We start from the raw sequence: 20837 nt of genomic DNA, 5'->3' as shown, positions 1-20837 counted from the left end.
TGAAGTAAGGGTATGGAAAATGAAGGTTCGTTTCGGGGAAATACATTCTCTTTGTAAGAAATATATATGCCACTATGCTTTAATTATTGGAATCTTGAGTGGAAGGAGATATCTTTCTGATTATTCAATATGCTTTATGAAAACACTGCAAAAGATTGATCTCGAGAACATCTTGTTTCTGGATATAGAAACGGTTCCTGAGGTTTCCGAATTTGAGCAGCTCGACGAGAGCAAGCAAGAGCTTTGGGACCATAAATCGCAATATAAAAGGGCAGATGGAGTTTCTGCTGAAAAATTCTACGAAAATGCAGGAATATGGGCTGAATTTGGAAAGATCATCTGTATTTCTGTAGGGTATTTCCATTTGAAAGGCGACTTGAGGAAATTTCGTGTTACTACTTATCACGGGGAAGAAGAAAAGTTGCTGAAAGAATTTCGGGCCTTGTTGGAAGGCCACTTCAAACCAACAAAATACCTGCTTTGTGCGCATAATGGGAAGGAATTCGACTTTCCCTATATCGCGCGTCGGATGATCATCCACGGTATCTCCCTGCCCGAAAAGCTCAATCATTTTGGGAAAAAGCCCTGGGAAGTACCCCATCTCGATACTATGGAGTTGTGGAAATTTGGCGATTTTAAACACTATACCTCACTGAAATTAATGGCAAATGTATTGGGGATTCCTTCTCCCAAAGAAGACATTGACGGCAGTATGGTACGGGAAGTGTATTATAAGGATAAAGACCTGGATCGAATCATTTTATATTGCGAAAGGGACGTGATTACGGTTGCACAGGTTTTCCTCCGGCTGCGAAATGAATCTTTGTTGGCAGAGGAAGACGTCCTCCGGGTCTAGTGGCCGGTTTCTTGTTCTTTGGGTTTGCGAAATCTCAGTTGTATATAGACTGGGAAATGATCGCTGTGGCCCCCCAGGTATTTCTTACCTACATAGGTTCTGAAAGGATTGCCCTTGTACCGCCCGTGCCACTCCTTCAATAAATGATCATCAAATATATTGGCGTGTGCAAAACTATGGTGCAGGGAGCCCTTATTGAAAAAGGTATTTGACAAGATGATCTGATCAAAAAGGGACCACCGCTGTTTGTAGTTTGCACTTCCTCTGTCCCTTCCGATCAACTTTTCCATAGGGTTAAATAGCTCAGTATTACTCAGCAAGGTTCTGATACTTTCATCAAAAGGCCCATCGTTAAAATCCCCCATTATAAAGTAATTAGGATCCCTGTCCCCCTCCTCTATCATTTCCATTTTTTTATGGATGGTCTTTGCGGCCTTGATACGTTTATATGCGGTTTCGGTTGTCCCATCCCGTCTTGAAGGCCAATGGTTGACAAATATATGCTGCGGCTCTCCATGGAGCTTTCCATAGACGTATAGAATATCCCTTGTGGCATCAGGCCGTCCATCCGGATTATTTACGTCCAGGTGAATATTCTCAGAGGATATGACTTCAAAATGCCCCGGATGGTATAGTAGTCCGGTATCTATACCCCGTTCATCAGGGGAATCGTAGTGTACGTATTTATACCCCATTTCCCTGAGTGCTTTTGTACTGAGTAGTTCCTTGATTACCAGTTTATTCTCCAATTCTGCAAGACCTACAAGAACCGGTGGGTGTTTACTGGTTCTCTTTCCCAGTCGAGCAATTGTTTTGGACAATTTCTTGATTTTCCGCCGATATCGTTTTGGTGTCCATTTTTTAAATCCTTTTGGGGTAAAATCATCATCCAGCTTATGGGGGTCATTTCGCGTATCAAACAGATTTTCCAGATTGTAGAACGCTATTGTATAAATATCCTGCTTCTTCTTACCTCGAAATAAGGAATATGCCATAACTCTGTTATATGATCCCGAAAATACAAAATAGCTTCGCAGCGATTGTGTAGCTTTGCACTATATTAAAGAGTATGCTAGAAAAGAAATCCATAGAATATGAAAAAGCTGTTCTTATCGGAGTAATCAACCGGGAACAGAATGAAGAAAAGGTAACAGAGTATCTGGATGAACTCGAATTCCTGACCTATACAGCCGGGGGACAGGTAGAAAAACGTTTTGTTCAGCGCGTAGACACGCCTAATCCCAAAACCTATATTGGGAGTGGGAAAATGCAGGAAGTAGAAGCCTATGTAAAGGAGAACGAGATTGGTTCTGTTATTTTTGATGATGAGCTATCCCCTGTTCAGCAACGAAATATTGAAAAACAATTACGTTGTAAGATCCTGGACAGAACAGGCCTGATCCTCGACATATTTGCCCAGAGGGCAAAAACGAGTTATGCCAGAACTCAGGTTGAACTCGCACAATACGAATACCTCCTCCCAAGGCTTACGGGATTATGGACACACCTCGAACGCCAGCGTGGGGGTATCGGGATGCGTGGTCCCGGGGAGACAGAGATCGAGACTGACCGGCGTATTGTACGAGACAGGATCGCCTTGCTGAAGAAAAAACTTACCAAGATAGACCGGCAAATGGAAACCCAGCGTGGCAACCGAGGGTCCCTGGTACGAGTAGCCCTTGTAGGATATACCAATGTAGGTAAATCTACCCTGATGAATGTGATCAGTAAAAGCAATGTCTTCGCCGAAAACAAGCTTTTTGCCACCCTGGATACCACTGTCAGGAAGGTTGTTATAGGAAACTTGCCCTTTTTATTGAGCGATACCGTAGGATTCATAAGAAAGCTTCCCACACAGCTGGTGGAGAGTTTTAAAGGTACTCTAGATGAAGTCAGGGAGGCCGACCTGCTCCTACACGTAGTGGATATATCCCATCCTAATTTTGAAGAACACATCGACTCGGTAAATCAGGTGTTGAGTGAAATTGGTTCGTCAGATAAGGAGACCATCATGGTCTTTAATAAAATTGACCTGTACCAACCAGAGGTAATCGCCGAAGATGATCTGACTACTGAAAAAACATCCAGGCATATGAGCCTTGATGAATGGGAGAAAACCTGGATGAAGCGAATGGGAGGCAATGCTTTGTTTATTTCTGCACTGAATAAAGAAAATCTCGATGAATTCAAAAAAAGAGTATACCGGGCGGTGAGGGATATTCATGTCACCAGATTTCCGTATAACAACTTTTTATATCCCGAAAATCTGGATGCGTATTAGAAAATGAGTGCATTTCACCGAGGATTTTTACCCTTGGTATTTTTCACAACAAATACGCCTAGGTTGACAACACCAATTTGGTCTTCTGAGGTACCCTCAATACATTTACAATGTAGTTAAGTGTAAGTGTTTATCCCCAAATCCTACCTTGAACTATCTACTTTAGTGTTCATTTCCCCAAATCAACACCAAGTATTATGTTTTGAACATTTAATACACAGTATTGAATGTAGAATCAGTAAAAATCCCGGCTTTAGGCCGGGATTTTTTTATATAGTTGTTAAAAGTCGGCAGCCCTGCCTTTACCTATTACTTTTCTTTTTATAAAGGGGTACTGAAGAACATGCCTCTCCGTACATAATACTTTTGGCCACCTGTTGAAGTTTATTAGCTGCCCAGATATAGGCGTTTGCGGGCACAGGCTTGTTAGAACATCCTTTTATAATTACAGGTTTATCGGTGAAGTCGGTAACATCAAGATCATCGATTGCAGTTTTGTAAAGAATCGTTTCAAGCAGCTGAAGGTCACCCTGAACTATTTGAGCGGCAAAAGGTTGGAGTTTGGTGGTCACCAGCATAAATGCCCATCCGGGTACTATAGCGTCTGAAGAACAATACAAAGCCACATGGGCATCTTTGTATTTCTCCCAGGGATGTTCAGCTACAAAAGCCCTGAATTCCTTCTCCCTGAGTATGATTCCCTCAAAGAGCCACGGACTGATATCAAGTGTCATCCGCTTTCCATCCGGATAGTACTTTTCCAGATCAAAAGTGACCAAGGGGCTCGAACTAACTCTGTTTACAATTTCTTCGGACATCGGGATAAAATATCAGAAAGATCTAAAGGAGACCCAATTCCAATTTCGCTTCTTCGCTCATTAAATCCTGATTCCAGGGGGGGTCAAACGTAATTTCAACCTCGGCATCTTTTACGACATCGAGCGATTTTACCTTTTCTTCAACTTCAACGGGAAGTGTCTCCGCCACCGGACAATTGGGGGAAGTAAGGGTCATGAGGATTTTTACCTCCTTGTCTTCATTGACAAAGACGTCGTAGATCAGACCAAGTTCATAAATGTCCACCGGAATTTCCGGGTCGTATATGGTTTTCAGAACCCTGACAATTTTTTCTCCTAATTCCTGGGTATCTATGACTGTTTCACTCATTTTGCTTTTAATTTAATTGTGTTTGATAAGCCACGGCATAAAGTTTCAATTGCTTGATCATACTCACCAGGCCGTTGGCCCTGGTTGGTGATAAATGTTCTTTCAAACCTATCTCGTCTATGAACTCAGTATCTGCATCGATTATATCCTGGGGTTTCTGGTGGTTGAAGGCCCTTATCAGAATTGCAATAATTCCTTTTGTGATAATGGCATCGCTGTCAGCCGTAAAAACCAACTTATCATTTTCCAGTTCTGCATGTACCCATACCTTGCTCTGACATCCTTTTATGATATGGTCTTCCGTTTTGTATTCTTCCTTGATAAGGGGGAGGGATTTTCCCAATTCGATCATGTATTCATAACGCTGCATCCAATCGTCGAACATCGAAAATTCATCCACAATCTCATTTTGTATTTCCTTTATGTTCATACTCTTTCTTTTGTCACAAAAATACGATAAGTATTACTGTCATTCAATGTGTTCCCCTTCTTTGTAGCCGCAGTTCGGGAAAAGGTATGGCCACCAGGTTTGTCCTGAGGTAGATTATAAAGTTTACTGCAACATCCCTTTTGCCTTCAAAAGGCATTGAACAAACTGATCTATTTCTTCCTTTGTGTTGTAGAAACTAAAGCTGGCTCTGATCGTCCCGGGAATCTGGAAGTAGTCCATTACAGGTTGTGCACAATGGTGGCCCGTACGCACGGCGACTCCCATCTTATCGAGCAAAGTGCCGATATCGTAAGGGTGTATCCCTTTAATATTAAAGGAAATTACTGCAGTTTTAGCAGTGGCGGTTCCGTAGATCTCCAAACCCTCGATTTTTAAAAGACTCTCGGTGGCATAAACAAGCAGTTCGTGCTCGTATTGCTCAATGACCTCCAATCCGATCCCGGTGAGGTAATCAAGCGCAGTTCCAAAGGCAATTCCTCCGCAAATATTCGGAGTGCCGGCCTCAAACTTATAGGGCAGATCAGCATAGGTAGTCTTTTCGAAAGTCACTTCCGCTATCATTTCTCCACCACCCTGATATGGTGGTAGTTTGGAAAGCCATTCTTCTTTACCATAAAGCATCCCAATCCCTGTGGGACCACATAATTTATGGGCCGATGCCGTATAAAAATCAACATCCAGTTTCTGTACATCTACCTTTATATGAGGAGAAGATTGTGCCCCGTCTACAAGTACCGCTGCACCCACGGCATGAGTCATTACTATAATTTCTTCAATTGGATTAATCGTTCCCAGGGCATTAGAAACATGGTTACATACTACCAGTCTGGTCTTGTTTGAGAGTAAATCCTGAAATTTGTCCATCAGGAGCTCTCCTTCTTCATTCATAGGAATCACCTTTAGCTTTGCTCCCGTTCGTTGGCAAAGCATCTGCCAGGGTACAATATTGGAATGGTGTTCCATGGCCGAAACCAGCACTTCATCACCCTCGTTTATAAATTGGGTAAAGCCGTTGGCCACCAGATTTATTCCATGTGTAGTGCCCGAAGTAAATATGATTTCCCTACTCTCAGCCGCATTGAAGAATTGCTGTACCTTCTTCCTTGCTCCTTCATAGGCCTCGGTTGCTTCCTGGGCTAGTGCATGAACTCCCCTGTGGATATTCGCATTGTAGTTGCTGTAATAATCTACAATCGCATCCATGACCACTTTAGGGGTTTGAGAAGTTGCCGCATTATCAAAATAGATCAATGGATTTCCATTTACTTTCCTTTTGAGAATAGGGAAATCCTTTCTTATTTGGGCTATATCCAACTTCGTTTCTGTCATGAATAAATAAAGTCTGAGATTTTCTACAGATCAAACCCCAGTCGCACCCCAAGTTTGGTAGCGATGAGTTTGTTGATCCGTTTTTTTAATTCGGGTAAACGAACACTTTCCAGTACATTATTCGCAAAGGCGTACATCAGGAGTCCGGTTGCCTCTTTCCTTGGAATACCTCTTGACTGCAGGTAAAATAGGGCATCCTCATCCAATTGTCCTATTGTACAGCCGTGTGAACACTTCACATCATCTGCAAAGATCTCCAGCTGGGGCTTGGTATTGATCGTTGCCTTATCGCTAATCAGTACGTTGTTATTTTGCTGAAAGGCATTTGTCTTCTGGGCGATCTTGTCAACGATAATTTTTCCGTTGAATACACCGGTGGATTTCTCCCCGTAAATTCCTTTGTAATCCTGATGGCTTTCGCAATTAGGCTGTTGGTGATGGACCAGGGTATGATGATCAACGTGCTGTTTTTCACCAAGGATGGTTACGCCTTTGAGCGTAGAATCGATATGTTCCCCATTCTGATAGAAATTAAGGTTATTTCTGGTAAGCTTACCGCCGAATGAGAAGGTGTGAACTTTAACTACACTTTTGTCCTTCTGAGCGATATAGGTATTATCTATAAGGGAGGCATCCTTACTGTCGTTCTGGACCTTGTAATAATCTACGATGGCATTCTCAGCCGCGAAGATCTCGGTAACACAATTGGTAAGAACCGCATTGCTAGTCAGGCTCTGATGTCTTTCAATTACTTGTAATTCTGCATTTTCCTCTGCAATGATAAGGTTTCTGGGTTGCAGCATTAGGGAAGCTTCATTTCCGGTTGCAAAATGCAGGATTTCAACTGGTTTTTTCGGCGCCTTGTTTTTTGGAATATAAATGTAGGCTCCTTCCCGGCTAAATGCTGTGTTCAAAGAGGTGAGGCTCTCGTCTTTTGAAGCTACTTTGTTGAAATACACATCTATCACAGGCTTGTACATGGGCTTAGTCAGTGCAGAGCTCATCAAGCAAATATCCACCCCGTCGTGCGTCGTTTCAGAAAGATAGGAACTGTAAATTCCGTCGATAAAAACGATCTTGTATGTGTCTATTTCATGAAGGAAGTACTTTTTAACCTGATTGTATTCCAAAGCGTTCTCCTCCTTGGGAAAGATGCTGAAATCTACCTTCTGCAAATTGTTTAGAGAGGTGTACTTCCATGCTTCCTCCTTTTTGGATGGGAAGCCTTTTTCTTCAAAATTCTTGATGGCCTCGGTTCTGATATCGTGAATGGGGTGATCCACATCCACATTGTTTTCGAATGCCATGAAGGACGATACTAATTTCTCTTTTAGATCCATTTTGAATTTCAATCATTTACGATACCCCTCACGGGATACCAATCCTAATTATTTTTACGCTACCGGTTCTTGTTTCAGCCAGTCATATCCCTTCTCTTCGAGTTCCAGAGCCAGTTCTTTGCTACCTGATTTTACGATCTTTCCGTCGTGTATGACGTGCACCTTATCAGGGATAATATATTCCAGCAGGCGCTGATAATGCGTAATTACGATCACTGCATTGTCCTTGCTCTTCAATTTATTGACCCCATTGGCTACGATGCGCAAAGCATCAATATCCAAACCGGAATCGGTCTCATCGAGAATCGCCAGTTTTGGTTCTAGCATCGCCATCTGAAAGATCTCATTTCTTTTCTTCTCTCCACCTGAGAATCCCTCGTTGATAGATCTGGAAAGAAACTTCCTGTCTATATCCAGTAATTCAGATTTTTCCCTGATAAGCTTCAGCATCTGATTGGCGGGCATATCTTCCATGCCGCGAGCCTTTCGCGATTCGTTGATAGCCGTCTTCATAAAATTGGTGACAGAGACCCCCGGAATCTCAACTGGGTATTGAAAAGAGAGAAAGATGCCCTTATGTGCTCTTTCCTCAGGAGAATCGTCTTCGAGATCCTCTCCTTCAAAAACGACAGATCCCTTGGTGATCTCAAAATCTTCATTCCCTGCAATAACAGAAGCCAAAGTACTCTTCCCGGAACCATTTGGCCCCATAATGGCGTGTATTTCCCCTGGATTAACCTCCAGGTTGACTCCCTTCAGAATTTTCTTGCCATCTACTGTGGCATGCAGATCCTTAATTTTCAACATAACGTATTCGTTTTACTTCTTAACTGAATTACTTTTTACCCAACAGAACCTTCAAGACTTATTTCCAGCAGTTTCTGTGCTTCCACAGCAAATTCCATTGGCAATTTGTTCAACACTTCCTTACTAAAGCCATTTACAATTAATGCGATTGCCTTTTCGGTATCAATTCCTCTCTGGTTACAGTAGAAGATCTGGTCTTCTCCAATTTTACTGGTGGTTGCCTCGTGTTCTATCTGGGCAGTTTTATTTTTCACTTCTATGTACGGAAAAGTATGTGCCCCGCATTCATTCCCCATCAGCAGTGAATCGCATTGAGAAAAATTCCTGGCATTTTCAGCCCGGCTGTTTACCTGAACAAGCCCCCGGTAACTGTTTTGTGATTTTCCGGCCGAGATCCCTTTAGAAATGATCGTACTCTTCGTATTCTTTCCCAGGTGTATCATTTTCGTTCCTGTATCGGCTTGCTGATAGTTATTGGTAACGGCAATAGAATAAAACTCTCCTATTGAATTATCCCCCTTTAAAACACATGAAGGATATTTCCAGGTGATGGCCGATCCTGTTTCTACCTGCGTCCAGGAAATTTTGGCATTACGCTCACAGATTCCCCTTTTAGTTACAAAATTGTACACTCCGCCTTTCCCCTCCTTGTCTCCTGGAAACCAGTTTTGAACGGTAGAATATTTGATCTCTGCATCGTCTAAGGCGATGAGTTCTACTACCGCTGCGTGAAGCTGGTTCTCATCTCTTGATGGAGCAGTACAGCCTTCAAGGTAACTCACATAACTACCTTCATCTGCCACTACAAGTGTTCTTTCAAATTGTCCAGTTCCGGCCTGGTTAATCCTGAAATAGGTAGACAGTTCCATAGGACAACGCACACCTTTTGGAATGTAGCAGAAGGATCCGTCGGAGAATACTGCCGAATTAAGGGCTGCATAAAAATTATCCTTTTGCGGGACAACGCTGCCAATATACTTTTTAACCAGTTCGGGATGTTCTTTAATCGCTTCTGATATGGAACAGAAAATGATGCCTTTTTCGGCCAGGGTCTTTTTAAAAGTTGTTGCTACGGAAACCGAATCCATAACAATATCCACGGCGACTCCTGCCAGTTTCTTCTGTTCATCGAGGGAGATACCCAGTCTTTTAAATGTATCGAGTAGCTCAGGATCAACCTCATCGAGGCTGTTGTATTTGGGCTTTTTGTTGGGAGCTGAATAATAACTGATATCCTGGAAATCGGGTTTTTTATACCTGATGTTCGCCCATTCGGGCTCTGTCATTTCCTTCCAACCTCTAAAGGCTTCCAGACGCCATTGGGTCATCCAATCTGGCTCTTCTTTCTTTTTGGAAAGGGCAATCACCACCTCTTCACTCAGCCCTTTGGGAAAGGTGTCTGATTCGATATCGGTATAGAAACCGTATTCGTATTCCTTGGTTTCCAGCTCTTTCTTTAATTCTTCTTCTGTATATGCCATTTTGCGTATTGTAAAATCTATAAAGAAAAACTTTCCCCGCAGCCACATGTACGCTGGGCGTTGGGATTATTAAAAACAAATCCCTTACCATTGAGGCCCCCGGAATATTCCAAAACTGTTCCTACCAGGTAGAGAAAGCTCTTTTTATCAACTAGAATTCGAACGTCGTTATCTTCAAAAATCTTATCTGATTCACTGATCTCGGAATCAAATTTCAATTCGTATGACAGCCCACTACATCCGCCGCTCTTTACGCCCACACGGACATAGTCTTTTGAAAGGTCATAACCTTCTTCAGACATAAGGACTGATACTTTCTTTTTAGCCGTTTCTGATACTTTGATCATCTTAATTGGACTTATTCTAAATAGTTTACAAATATACACTAAAACTGGGGTATTCAAACAGATCCTAACATTATAATAACATATATGAGGATCAGATTTTTCTATGTCCCAGATCAGGATTAAGGGTAAGAAAATAAGGAATTCTAAAAGAGGGGGCTGAGGATCATTCTATTTTGATCACAATGAGGTCTGTACCTCCTTTATTCCCGAGCGGGAATAAATCTGTACTATTACTTTCTCCAACCACGAGAATACTACCATCCCCGGTTTCAATAGCATCGAATCCAAATTCCAGTTCAGTACCCCCGTACGCCTGCTCCCATTCCAGGCGGCCTTGTGTATCAATTTTCAACACCCACAGATCGTTCTGCCCTGCATTGGTTTTTACATCCTGATCGGTACTTTTTGCATTCCCTATGACCACAAATCCCCCGTCAGCTGTAGGGCGTATACTTTCGGCCGCTTCAAAATCGGATCCTCCAAAAGTGCGTTCCCACAATAAATTTCCCTGAGCATCAATCTTAATGACCCATACTTCAGAACCTCCGTGAGTTGCTGCCACGTCTCCATCCATACTAATGGTACTACCCGTGATGATATAGCCCCCGTCTTCGGTCTTTGTAATGTCCTGTGCTATATCAATTCCTGAACCTCCGTAAGACCGTTCCCAGACGAACTCACCTTCTGAATCAATTTTTACTACCCAGAAGTCGTATGATCCCCTGGGATCTGAGATGTCAAAATCATCGCTTTCTGAAAATCCGGCCATAACATAGCCCCCGTCATGAGCACTCACAACTGCATGGGCCCGGTCATTGTTGGTCCCTCCGAAATACTTACGCCATTGAAGCTCCCCATTACTATCGAGTTTCGTTCCCCAGAATTCACCTACTCCATGCCTTGTAAGGGTATAGGACTTATCAGTGTATCCATCGGCTCTGGCGGAAGTGATGTCGAGAAAACCGGTGAAAAAGAATCCTCCATCCTGGGTTTCCACGAGGTCATAAGAATGATCATGACCCGAAAAACCAAAACTTTGTTCCCATTCTACATTCCCCTGTGGATCTAATTTTAATATCCAGTTATCGTGAAAACCTTCGTTGTTACTCGCATCCCCATCGTCGCTCATCGCATATCCGGTAATGGCGAAACCGCCATCTGAGGTTTCCACAACAGCCTGTCCCTGGTCATCCTTAGTTCCGCCATAAGTTCGTGACCAGAGAAGGGTGCCAGCAGCGTCTGTTTTAAGCAGCCAATAATCATTTACAGCTGTTGTTTTTCCTGTGAGATCACCATCGGTACTATTGGAAAAACCGAAAATGGCATAGCCTCCATCCGATGTGCTGATTACGGAACGTGGAGTATCATCCCCAGAACCCCCAAACGAAGTGATCCAGGCTACTTCCCCTTTAAATTCAGACAAAGTCTCAGGTATGCTCTCTGCTTTATCATAAGAACAACTCAGCAGAACCAGGGAAACAAGGAAAACGATATTCTGTTTAAACATGTTTTTAGTTTGATGCCTCTATAACGAAGAATCCGGAATTAATGTCGTTGAGAATGATTTTACCACTTTCAAAATACGGATAGACGCTCCATACCCCGTTAAAGGAAGCGCTGTTGCTTGAAGGATAACTGTCAAAATACCCAACTTCGGTAATTGTACCGCTTTCTATCCCAGAAATATCGAGTACCCGCATACCGGCCGTATAATTGGAAAGGTAGTAGGTATCGCCTTTTACATACCCATTGTGATCTATAGCAGCGGTACTGCCCAGATAGGTAGTTAACAAAACAGGCGCATCCAGGTCGAGCAGATCAAAAACGAGCGTCCTGGAATTAAAACCAAAATTGATTTCATCCAATTCATCCCCCAGGATAAAGTAACGTTGGTCTTCTGTAAACCAGCCCTGATGGGTATACCCAATATTCGAATATTGGATCGTTGATACTTGTGCGGGATTCTGCTTATCCGTTACATCAACGATAACCATTGAATTTTCATTGGCCCCTATAAAAATCTCACTCCCTGCATAGTCGGTATCTGGGCCGTTGTAGAGCACCACCTGGGCATCATGTGTATAACCATTGTCCCCGTAACCCCCAGCTGCTGAAGGATTAAGTGGGTCCTGAATGTCGACAAAATGAGCGCCGCCATTGTAGGCATCACCCCTGTCTGTTCCTACGGCATATGCAAATCCTGTGGCCTCATTGATTACGATATTATGCGAATTCCCAAAGCCGGTATAGCGCGTATCTGCGGAAAAAGTCACCGGTGGATTACTAACAGAAAGTAATTTTTTAAGATCAAAAATCTGCATACCATGCCCTCCGGCTTCTGCACCTATAAAAGCATAATCGCTGTACACTTTAATATCACGCCAGCTACTTGAAGTGGTAGCAGTGGGCAGTTTTCCCAGATAAACAAGGTTTTCCGCATCTGTTATTTCTACGAATGCTGTACCATTGTTAAGTCCAATCAGAGCAAATTCCCTTGAAGTAGAAATGTCTGTCCATCCCCAAATATCATTCCCTGAAGAGGCGTTGAGGGCATTCAGGCTAAGTCGACCTAATAGGTCATATCCACTACAGGGGTAAGCACCTGCCAGGCCGTTCTCACAGGGAGCAAAACTGCTCAGGGTATTATCCGTTTCCTCATCTGGTGGATTGTTGGGAACTATTATATCAATATCGGGGTTTCCATCGTCATTATTGGTACAACCACAGACCAGGATCATAAGAGTGAAAAATAAGAGGGACTTTTTCATAGCGGGGTTTAAGGGATAGGTAGATTTTTAAGGTAAAGATACAATTTCTGGGAGATCATCCTTAATTTTGCAGGATGTTAGAAGCAAAAGACTCGGAAAAAACACCCCTTGAAAAACTGGGAGAATTTGGCCTGATTGATCACCTGACTCAGGTTTTTACCCTGAAACAACCTTCAACTGAATTTGGGATTGGAGATGACGCAGCCGTACTAAAATTTAAAGATAAAAATGTCCTGGTTAGCACCGATCAGCTTCTAGAAGGAATCCATTTCGACCTCAGCTATATGCCTCTTAAACATCTGGGATACAAAGCCGTTGTAGTCAACCTCAGTGATATTTATGCCATGAATGGAATCCCCACCCAGGTCACGGTATCCATGGCTGTTTCCAACAGGTTTCCACTTGAAGCTTTGGAGGAACTCTATTCGGGAATTCAGTTGGCCTGTGAAATGTATCAGGTTGACCTTGTAGGTGGGGATACCACATCTTCTGATAGGGGGCTGTACCTATCAGTAACTGCCATAGGCCAGGTAGAAGAAAATGAATCTGTATACAGAAATGGCGCCCAACCAAATGACTTACTGGTGGTTACAGGAGACTTGGGCGGTGCGTATATGGGTCTGCAGGTCCTCCAGCGCGAAAAGGAGGTTTTTAAGGTGAATCCTAACAATCAACCCGACCTTGAGCCTTATAGCTACATCGTAGAAAGACAACTAAAACCCGAAGCCAGAAAAGACATTGTTTCTCTTTTAAAAGAACTGGATGTGACACCCACTGCCATGATCGATATCAGCGATGGGTTGTCTTCAGAAATTCTGCATTTGTGCTCAAAAAGCAAAGTGGGATGTATGTTGTACGAAGATAAAATTCCGCTTGACCCTACGGTAATATCAGCCTGTGAAGAATTTAAATTGGATAGCACTATGGTGGCCCTGAGCGGGGGCGAAGATTATGAATTGCTCTTTACAATAAAACAGGAAGATTTTCCTAAAATAAAGGGCAACCCCAATCTTACTGTCGTGGGGCATATGACAGAAGCAGATCGGGGCGCACACTTAATTACCAGGAATGAACAAAGCATCCCTTTAAAAGCCCAGGGTTGGAATTCCTTTGGCTAGGGTTGCTCAGGCTACTTGCTGTTCGCCTGCATGTCTTTTTTGATATATGATCTCCAGCGTATGGTTTATATCCTGTAACTCGGGAGTAAGAGCTGAAAGGTTTCCACTTACATCAGTGGTTACTTCTTTCCCGCAGTGTACGCATTTGTATTCCTTGATGTGCTGGGTGACTTTTTTCGACACAGAGTAGTGGTGTCCAAAAATTTGGCAGAATATTTTTTTCATGAAGTAGGTTATTAGGGCGCATGGTCAGGTTGGGGGAACCCGGGCAATGCAAAAATTAATTATATGGGTTGAGCATTCATCAAAATGTTATTACTAACACTTTTAAAGAGGAACGCTCACTTCCGAGTATTTATTGAGTGTAAGGCGATATTTTTCTTATTTTTTCGATGAACGTCTTCTTTTCCTTATGAACTATACGTTTTTTTCAATTTGCCTCCCACTCATTTTCTCCTATCTTTCCAACTTAAAATTTTTCAATGCGCCATTACAGAGTGCTTTTGGTTACGGCTTTTGCCCTCTTCTCATTATTTTTTGGGGCTGGAAATCTGATCTTACCTCCACAACTTGGATTTAAAGCAGGAGGTGATTGGTGGATTGTAGCCCTGGGATTTGCGATTTCTGCGGTATTTATTCCCATCCTCGGTATTCGCGCTCATGCCAGGTTACAGGGGACCATGTTCGATTTTGCTACAAAAGTATCCCCCGGTTTCAGTCTTGTCTACTGCTTTGTCGTATACGCCATTTCCATCAGCCTTCCATCTCCGAGAACAGCTTCTGTAACACATGAAATGGCCATCGCCCCCCTGTTCGATATCAGTCCGCTCTCAACCAGTTTTATCTATTTTTTTCTTGTACTGATCTTTGCCCTTAATAGGAATAAAATACTGGATGTCATTGGGAAATTGATGACCCCGGCAATCCTCATCATACTCCTGGTTATCATCGGGATAGTCACTTTTACCGAACCTTTCGATTTCGGCACGTCCACAATTCAAAGTCCGCTGAGTTATGCCATCCTTGAAGGCTATCAGACATTTGATGCGATCGGGGCCGTTGTGGTTGGTGGGGTGATCATAGTCTCCATTAATCTGAAGACCCAGCAAAGCTACGAGCAGAAAAAAAGACTTATTGCGAATGCTGGCTGGCTGGCTGGAATTACATTGTTTCTGGTCTACACCGGATTGATGCTATCTGCCGGTTTACTGCATTCTTCCTTTCCTTCTGACATTAGCAGAACCGACCTGCTACAGCAAATAAGTCTTTTTGCATTGGGAAATACAGGGAAGGGTATTTTTGCCGTATTGGTAGGGCTGGCCTGCTTCACTACTGCGGTAGGAATTGTCACCGGCACAGCCGATTTTGTAAAGTCGAGATTCGCCGATTCCCGGAAAGCCTATGTGATTACAGTAATCATTGGTTCCCTACTGGGAGTTCTTATGGGTCGGCTTGAAGTAGGCTATATTATCGATGTGGCCCTTCCTGCCCTGATGTTCATATACCCTATCACCATAGTCCTGATCGTCCTTAATGTCCTGCCTGAAAAATGGACATCCGAACTCGTTTTTAAAAGTGTTGTAGGGATTACCATGCTGTTCAGTATTCCTGATTTTTTACAAAGTCTCAACCTCGGATACGATCTAAGTGCTGTTAACAATTTAATTCTTTTTAGTTCCGCTCAATTAGGCTGGTTAGTACCAGCTTTTATTGCTTTCCTTGTAACTAATTTGTGGAAAGTCTACCAAGCCAAACAATAGTAAGTTGTTGACTAAAATCTGGATTATGAGTTCGCCTGCATCAGTTCTTCGATCTCTTCCGCTTCAATAGGGATATTCTTCATTAAATTGAGTGGCTCTCCTTTTTCCTGTATGACCACATCATCCTCGAGCCGAATCCCAAAGCCTTCATCAGGAATGTAGATCCCCGGTTCTACGGTAAAGACATTATTGGCCTTCATAGGTGATTTCAGTGGTCCGTAATCGTGGGTGTCCAGTCCGATGTGATGGCTGGTTCCATGCATAAAATATTTCTTGTAGGCCGGCCAGTCTTTGTCTTCGTTCTTTACATCTGCCTTATCCAAGAGAGCCAGCCCGAGAAGTTCCGAGGTCATTATCTTGCCTACTTCTTTGTGATATTCCTCCCACATGGTACCCGGAACCAGCATTTTTGTTGCCTCATTTTTTACCCGAAGCACCGCATCGTATACTTCCCTTTGTCTTTTACTGAATTTTCCGCTTACAGGAATGGTGCGCGTCATGTCGCTGGAGTAATTAGCGTATTCAGCACCAACATCGAGCAAGATCAGATCCCCGGCCTTACATTGCTGGTTATTTACCACATAGTGAAGTACATTGGCGTTGTTCCCGGACGCGATAATTGGTGTATAGGCAAATCCCTTAGAGCGGTTTCTGATGAATTCGTGCAGGAATTCCGCTTCCATTTCATACTCCCAAACTCCGGGGCGGGTAAATCGTAAAATTCTCCTGAACCCTTTTTCGGTAATATCACACGCCTTTTGCATCAGGGCTACTTCCTGGGGCTCTTTTACTGCTCTGATTTCCTGTAAAATAGGATTGCTTTTGGCCACCGTATGGGCCGGGAACTTTTCCTTACAGCTGATAATAAATCGATCTTCACGTGTCTGGGTCTCAACGGCCTGCCTGTAGTGTTCATTGGTATTGAAATAGATGGTTTCAGCTTCTGTCATCAATTCAAAAAACAGTTTGTCAAAAGCACTTAGCCACTGCACATTCTTTATTCCTGACACCTTAGTGCCCTGCTCCTTGGTAAGTTTCTCTCCCTCCCAAACTGCAATGTGATCATTGGTTTCCCTTACGAATATAATTTCCCTGTTTTCCTTCTTTATTGCATCCGGGAAAAGCAGGAGAATAGACTCTTCCTGATCTACCCCACTGAGGTAAAAAATATCACGGTGCTGCTCAAAAGGCATGGTGCTATCTGCACTAATAGGGTAAATATCATTGGAATTGAAAACCGCAATGCTTTTGGGTTTCATCCTCGACATAAATTTCTTTCGATTTTCGACAAAAAGGGATGCGTCTATTGGGTCGTATTTCATGTGTAGAAGGTATTTTTCCAAAAGTAACTATTTAACCGCATATCTTTCAGAAGCTGCTTGTCATAACTCATTCAAATTCTTACCTTCCAAAAAAATACACCTCTATAATATGAAAGTAACAAGTTCACTGATTCTGGGATTGATTTGTCTTTCCCTGTCAGCACAAACTGATGCTACCATAGCATCCAAAGTAATGAAAGGCCTGGCAGAAAAAGAGCAAATGGCCGCTTCCTCCCTGGTAAAGAATATCACATTTAAAAATATTGGCCCGACAGTGATGAGTGGCCGTGTGGTAGACCTTGATGTAAATCCCAATGATCCTACCGAATTCTATGTGGCCTATGCCTCGGGTGGACTATGGCATACTTCCAATAACGGTACCTCTTTTAGCCCGATAATGGATCAGAGTGCAACCCAGAATATTGGAGATATTGCCGTGGACTGGAGAAGTGGCGTGATCTGGGTGGGAACAGGAGAAAATAATAGTTCCCGGTCATCCTATGCAGGAATAGGCTTGCTAAAATCCACCGATAAAGGAGCTACTTGGGAGCAAATGGGATTGGCAGATTCACACCATATCGGGCGGATACATATTAATCCTTCCAACCCTGATGAAGTTGTTGTAGGTGTCACAGGACATCTGTATTCTCCGAATGAGGAGCGAGGGGTTTATAAAACTAAGGATGGAGGTAAGAGCTGGGAAAAAACCCTTTATGTTAACTCTGAAACAGGGATTATTGACCTGGCTGTTTCTCCAAACGACTTTAATGTCCAATTTGCAGCAGCCTGGGACAAAGACCGGAAGGCCTGGAATTTTACGGGTAATGGTCCTGGTTCGGGAATTTACAAAAGCACAGATGCCGGGGAAAGCTGGACATTGATCTCCACTTCCAACAGTGGTTTTCCCACAGGGGACGGAGTGGGGCGTATCGGTCTGGCTGTATTCGATAATAACATCGTTTATGCCGTACACGATAATCAATACAGACGTCCGAAGTCTGACAAGGATGAAACATCCGATGAGGGTTTAACAAAAGATGATTTTAAAACGATGTCTGTTGAGGCCTTTCTCAAACTGAAAAATACCCGTCTTGATGATTTTTTAAAGGATAATAACTTCCATGAAAAATACAAGGCTGAGAACGTCAAAGCCATGGTTGAAGACGGTGCAGTGCAACCAAAAGATCTTGCAACCTATCTCGAAGATGCAAATTCACTTCTTTTTGACACCCCGGTGATAGGTGCAGAAGTTTACCGCAGTGATGACGGTGGTAAAACCTGGAAGAAACAAAACCAAGATTTTATAGACGATCTATTCTACAGTTACGGGTATTATTTTGCCCAGATCAGGGTTGATCGGAACAATCCGGATAAGATTTATCTGGCTGGCGTACCGCTTATTGCTTCTTCAGACGCCGGAAAAACGTATAAGGCCATCGATGGGGATAATGTCCATGCCGACCATCACGCCCTCTGGATCAATCCGGTGAGGCCGGGCCATCTGATCAACGGGAATGACGGAGGGGTTAACATTTCTTATGATGACGGGGCTCATTGGATTAAAAACAACAGTCCGGAAGTGGGTCAGTTTTACGCTATCAACATCGATCATGAAAAGCCCTACAATGTCTATGGCGGACTTCAGGATAACGGTGTTTGGAAAGGCCCTCACAATGCTTCAGAAAGTAGCCGATGGCATCAGAGCGGGCATTATCCCTGGACGTCCATTATGGGGGGCGACGGAATGCAGATACAGATAGACAATAGAAATTCCAATATTGTTTACACAGGATTTCAGTTTGGAAACTACTACCGCCTCGATCTCGACAGCGGAAAAAGGAATAAAGTTCAGCCTAAACATGAACTAGATGAAAAACCCTATCGATTTAACTGGCAAACTCCTATCCTCTTATCTCCACACAATCAGGATATCCTATATCTGGGGGGGAATAAACTTCACCGCTCTTTAAATCAGGGTGACGACTGGGAGGCGATTTCTGGGGATTTAACGCAAGGTGGGAAGAAAGGGAATGTGGCCTACGGAACCCTGACAACGATTTCCGAATCCCCCTTTAAATTTGGTTTGTTGTACACAGGAAGTGATGATGGTTTGATCTATATGAGCGATAATGCCGGCGGCAGCTGGAATCTGATTTCGAACACCCTTCCGAAAGATCTCTGGGTAAGCAGAGTAGCTGCATCCAAACACAAAAAAGAAAGAGTTTACGCAAGCTTGAACGGTTACCGTTGGGATAATTTTGAACCCTTTATTTACAAAAGCGAAGACTATGGGAAGACATGGAAAAGTATCGCTTCCAATCTGCCGGCTTCCCCGGTAAATGTAATCCTGGAAGACCCTGCAAATGATCAATTGTTATATGTGGGCACAGATAACGGTCTTTATGTGTCCCTGGATCAGGGGGAAAATTGGGAAGTATTCCAAAATGGGATCCCTAACGTTGCCGTACACGATCTGGTTATCCAGCCTGAGGCTAAACACCTCATTATTGGAACTCACGGGAGAAGTATTTATAAAGCTGATATAGCTGTCCTACAGGAGATGAGTCCGGATAAAATGTCTGAAGACCTAGTAGTTTTTGATGTTCCCGAGATAAAACATTCTACCCGATGGGGAAATAGCTGGAGTTCCTGGTCTGAACCAAATACACCGGGTATTGATATCGCTTTTTACACCAGAAAAAAAGGACCTTTTTCAGCTAAGGTCATGACACAAGACGGAATTGAGGTGAGTGCTTTTACCCTGGAAGCGGACAAGGGCTTTAATATCCTCTCCTATGATGTCGCATTTTCGAAACAAGGGAAGTCTGAATATCTGAAGAAATACAAGGTAGAATTAAAGACAGCAGATGATGGCAAAACATATTTACCTAAAGGAACCTATGATTTGCTCATAGAGGGCAATGGTAAAGAAGAAAAAAGATCCATTGTTCTGGAGTGATTCTGAATAAATATTCAGGATTTTGTTGAATGAAAAAGGCTGAATATCTCTTCTTTTGACTTTCATCCTTCAACAACTTCTTTTATTGGGAAAAAATCGTTGACAGGATCGGAAGTATTGTCTGTGAAGTTTGCTATTCAGGGGCTCCTGCCGTAAATTTGTGAATCAAAATCACTAACATAATGAGTAAACTCATCAAGTCTTCCATAGCCAGAAAAGTTGTTATGGCTCTTTCTGGTATTTTTTTGGTTTTATTCCTTGCCTTGCATTTTACGATCAATTTTACATCCGTGATTTCTCCGGAGACCTTTAATGAGTTTTCTCATTTTATGGGATATAATCCTGTAGTACAATTTCTGATGCAGCCCATTTTGATTGCGGGAGTGGTAATACACTTTGTGATGGGCTTTGTATTGGAGATTCAGAATAACCGAGCACGGGGAGTTAAATACGTTCAATACAAGGGCAGTGCCAACGCGCCCTGGGTATCGAGAAATATGATTATCTCCGGAGCTGTTGTTCTCGCATTCCTGGGATTGCACTTTTACGATTTCTGGATTCACGAAATGGCATACAAATACGTTGAGGTCAATCCTGAAGATCCTACAAGGTATTATGCAGAGACTGTAGAAAAGTTTGCTCCTTTCTGGAGAACAGCGCTATATGTGCTTTCCTTCGCCCTTCTCTCCCTTCACTTATGGCATGGTTTTGCTTCTTCATTCCAGACTATGGGAGTCAACAATAAATACACCCCATCGATCACAGCCTTTACCAAAGTTTATGCAATAGCTATTCCTCTGGGATTTGCTTTTATTGCATTGTACCATCATTTAAACCCAATAACGCATTAA

19 protein-coding genes are annotated in these 20837 nt (G+C 43.0%); 6 read left to right on the top strand and 13 right to left on the bottom strand.

The annotated features are described in order from the left end of the window. Positions 1–136: 136 nt before the first annotated feature. Positions 137–856, top strand: coding sequence for a 3'-5' exonuclease (locus ACA086_RS02555; protein ID WP_371001757.1), 720 nt, complete (start codon positions 137–139; stop codon positions 854–856). Here the strand turns inward: ACA086_RS02555 and ACA086_RS02550 are convergent. Next, complete coding sequence (locus tag ACA086_RS02550; RefSeq protein ID WP_371001755.1) at positions 853–1851, bottom strand: endonuclease; 999 nt, start codon at positions 1849–1851, stop codon at positions 853–855. The genes ACA086_RS02555 and ACA086_RS02550 overlap by 4 nt on opposite strands. Positions 1852–1925: 74 nt before the next feature. Here ACA086_RS02550 and hflX point away from each other — a divergent pair, with 74 nt between their 5' ends. Further along, complete coding sequence (gene hflX, locus ACA086_RS02545; RefSeq protein ID WP_371001754.1) at positions 1926–3137, top strand: GTPase HflX; 1212 nt, start codon at positions 1926–1928, stop codon at positions 3135–3137. 302 nt (positions 3138–3439) lie between these two features. Here the strand turns inward: hflX and ACA086_RS02540 are convergent, their stop codons facing one another. The 10 genes from ACA086_RS02540 to ACA086_RS02495 all read right to left on the bottom strand — a co-directional run bounded on the left by ACA086_RS02540 (position 3440) and on the right by ACA086_RS02495 (position 12827). Next, positions 3440–3955, bottom strand: coding sequence for a DUF2480 family protein (locus ACA086_RS02540; RefSeq protein ID WP_371001752.1), 516 nt, complete (start codon positions 3953–3955; stop codon positions 3440–3442). A 22-nt stretch (positions 3956–3977) separates the two neighbouring features. After that, positions 3978–4304 (bottom strand): iron-sulfur cluster assembly protein, encoded by a 327-nt coding sequence (locus tag ACA086_RS02535; protein WP_371001751.1) that lies wholly within the window; start codon positions 4302–4304, stop codon positions 3978–3980. Positions 4305–4311: 7 nt separating this feature from the next. After that, positions 4312–4734, bottom strand: a complete 423-nt coding sequence (locus tag ACA086_RS02530) for a SufE family protein (RefSeq protein ID WP_371001750.1) — start codon at positions 4732–4734, stop codon at positions 4312–4314. Positions 4735–4857: 123 nt separating this feature from the next. Beyond that, entirely contained in the window at positions 4858–6084 is a 1227-nt protein-coding gene (locus ACA086_RS02525) for an aminotransferase class V-fold PLP-dependent enzyme (RefSeq protein WP_371001748.1), read from the bottom strand. A gap of 23 nt (positions 6085–6107) precedes the next feature. Continuing rightward, the gene (sufD, locus tag ACA086_RS02520; protein WP_371001747.1) at positions 6108–7424 is read right to left on the bottom strand and encodes a Fe-S cluster assembly protein SufD; all 1317 of its coding nucleotides are present in this window, start codon (positions 7422–7424) and stop codon (positions 6108–6110) included. Positions 7425–7478: 54 nt separating this feature from the next. Further along, the gene (sufC, locus tag ACA086_RS02515) at positions 7479–8231 is read right to left on the bottom strand and encodes a Fe-S cluster assembly ATPase SufC (protein WP_371001746.1); all 753 of its coding nucleotides are present in this window, start codon (positions 8229–8231) and stop codon (positions 7479–7481) included. Positions 8232–8266: 35 nt separating this feature from the next. Continuing rightward, entirely contained in the window at positions 8267–9712 is a 1446-nt protein-coding gene (gene sufB / locus ACA086_RS02510; protein WP_371001745.1) for a Fe-S cluster assembly protein SufB, read from the bottom strand. Positions 9713–9729: 17 nt separating this feature from the next. Next, positions 9730–10059 carry a HesB/IscA family protein gene (locus tag ACA086_RS02505; protein WP_369747820.1) on the bottom strand — a complete coding sequence of 110 codons (330 nt, stop codon included), beginning with the start codon at positions 10057–10059 and terminating at the stop codon, positions 9730–9732. Between the two features lie 163 nt (positions 10060–10222). Further along, a complete protein-coding gene (locus tag ACA086_RS02500) occupies positions 10223–11566 on the bottom strand; it encodes a hypothetical protein (protein ID WP_371001743.1) in 1344 nt (447 codons plus the stop codon). A gap of 4 nt (positions 11567–11570) precedes the next feature. Next, positions 11571–12827, bottom strand: coding sequence for a choice-of-anchor B family protein (locus ACA086_RS02495; RefSeq protein ID WP_371001742.1), 1257 nt, complete (start codon positions 12825–12827; stop codon positions 11571–11573). Between the two features lie 74 nt (positions 12828–12901). Here ACA086_RS02495 and thiL point away from each other — a divergent pair, with 74 nt between their 5' ends. Beyond that, on the top strand, positions 12902–13945 hold the full coding sequence (thiL, locus tag ACA086_RS02490; protein ID WP_371001741.1) for a thiamine-phosphate kinase: 1044 nt from the start codon (positions 12902–12904) through the stop codon (positions 13943–13945). A 6-nt stretch (positions 13946–13951) separates the two neighbouring features. Here the strand turns inward: thiL and ACA086_RS02485 are convergent, their stop codons facing one another. Next, positions 13952–14128 carry a hypothetical protein gene (locus tag ACA086_RS02485; protein ID WP_371001740.1) on the bottom strand — a complete coding sequence of 59 codons (177 nt, stop codon included), beginning with the start codon at positions 14126–14128 and terminating at the stop codon, positions 13952–13954. A gap of 299 nt (positions 14129–14427) precedes the next feature. Between ACA086_RS02485 and ACA086_RS02480 the strand changes: the two genes are divergently transcribed. Beyond that, positions 14428–15705 carry a branched-chain amino acid transport system II carrier protein gene (locus ACA086_RS02480; protein ID WP_371001739.1) on the top strand — a complete coding sequence of 426 codons (1278 nt, stop codon included), beginning with the start codon at positions 14428–14430 and terminating at the stop codon, positions 15703–15705. A gap of 23 nt (positions 15706–15728) precedes the next feature. Here the strand turns inward: ACA086_RS02480 and ACA086_RS02475 are convergent, their stop codons facing one another. Further along, on the bottom strand, positions 15729–17027 hold the full coding sequence (locus tag ACA086_RS02475; RefSeq protein ID WP_371001738.1) for an aminopeptidase P family protein: 1299 nt from the start codon (positions 17025–17027) through the stop codon (positions 15729–15731). A gap of 109 nt (positions 17028–17136) precedes the next feature. Between ACA086_RS02475 and ACA086_RS02470 the strand changes: the two genes are divergently transcribed. Both ACA086_RS02470 and ACA086_RS02465 read left to right on the top strand, forming a co-directional pair. Beyond that, a complete protein-coding gene (locus tag ACA086_RS02470; protein ID WP_371001737.1) occupies positions 17137–19986 on the top strand; it encodes a glycosyl hydrolase in 2850 nt (949 codons plus the stop codon). 182 nt (positions 19987–20168) lie between these two features. Continuing rightward, entirely contained in the window at positions 20169–20837 is a 669-nt protein-coding gene (locus ACA086_RS02465; RefSeq protein ID WP_371001736.1) for a succinate dehydrogenase cytochrome b subunit, read from the top strand.

It is taken from the genome of Muriicola sp. E247, assembly GCF_041358175.1.
Classification (GTDB): Bacteria; Bacteroidota; Bacteroidia; order Flavobacteriales; family Flavobacteriaceae; genus Muriicola.
The sequence above is the reverse complement of the archived record's forward strand: the minus strand, read 5'-3'. Positions and strand labels throughout refer to the sequence as shown.

Excerpts from the sequence above, each read along its gene's own strand:
- ACA086_RS02525 (WP_371001748.1), bottom strand. The coding sequence starts at position 6,084 with ATGACAGAAACGAAGTTGGATATAGCCCAAATAAGAAAGGATTTCCCT.
- ACA086_RS02540 (WP_371001752.1), bottom strand. The coding sequence starts at position 3,955 with ATGTCCGAAGAAATTGTAAACAGAGTTAGTTCGAGCCCCTTGGTCACT.
- ACA086_RS02500 (WP_371001743.1), bottom strand. The coding sequence starts at position 11,566 with ATGTTTAAACAGAATATCGTTTTCCTTGTTTCCCTGGTTCTGCTGAGT.
- ACA086_RS02495 (WP_371001742.1), bottom strand. The coding sequence starts at position 12,827 with ATGAAAAAGTCCCTCTTATTTTTCACTCTTATGATCCTGGTCTGTGGT.
- ACA086_RS02475 (WP_371001738.1), bottom strand. The coding sequence starts at position 17,027 with ATGAAATACGACCCAATAGACGCATCCCTTTTTGTCGAAAATCGAAAG.
- ACA086_RS02480 (WP_371001739.1), top strand. The coding sequence starts at position 14,428 with ATGCGCCATTACAGAGTGCTTTTGGTTACGGCTTTTGCCCTCTTCTCA.
- ACA086_RS02505 (WP_369747820.1), bottom strand. The coding sequence starts at position 10,059 with ATGATCAAAGTATCAGAAACGGCTAAAAAGAAAGTATCAGTCCTTATG.
- ACA086_RS02550 (WP_371001755.1), bottom strand. The coding sequence starts at position 1,851 with ATGGCATATTCCTTATTTCGAGGTAAGAAGAAGCAGGATATTTATACA.
- ACA086_RS02530 (WP_371001750.1), bottom strand. The coding sequence starts at position 4,734 with ATGAACATAAAGGAAATACAAAATGAGATTGTGGATGAATTTTCGATG.
- thiL (WP_371001741.1), top strand. The coding sequence starts at position 12,902 with ATGTTAGAAGCAAAAGACTCGGAAAAAACACCCCTTGAAAAACTGGGA.
- sufD (WP_371001747.1), bottom strand. The coding sequence starts at position 7,424 with ATGGATCTAAAAGAGAAATTAGTATCGTCCTTCATGGCATTCGAAAAC.
- sufB (WP_371001745.1), bottom strand. The coding sequence starts at position 9,712 with ATGGCATATACAGAAGAAGAATTAAAGAAAGAGCTGGAAACCAAGGAA.
- ACA086_RS02535 (WP_371001751.1), bottom strand. The coding sequence starts at position 4,304 with ATGAGTGAAACAGTCATAGATACCCAGGAATTAGGAGAAAAAATTGTC.
- ACA086_RS02465 (WP_371001736.1), top strand. The coding sequence starts at position 20,169 with ATGAGTAAACTCATCAAGTCTTCCATAGCCAGAAAAGTTGTTATGGCT.
- sufC (WP_371001746.1), bottom strand. The coding sequence starts at position 8,231 with ATGTTGAAAATTAAGGATCTGCATGCCACAGTAGATGGCAAGAAAATT.
- ACA086_RS02555 (WP_371001757.1), top strand. The coding sequence starts at position 137 with ATGAAAACACTGCAAAAGATTGATCTCGAGAACATCTTGTTTCTGGAT.
- hflX (WP_371001754.1), top strand. The coding sequence starts at position 1,926 with ATGCTAGAAAAGAAATCCATAGAATATGAAAAAGCTGTTCTTATCGGA.
- ACA086_RS02470 (WP_371001737.1), top strand. The coding sequence starts at position 17,137 with ATGAAAGTAACAAGTTCACTGATTCTGGGATTGATTTGTCTTTCCCTG.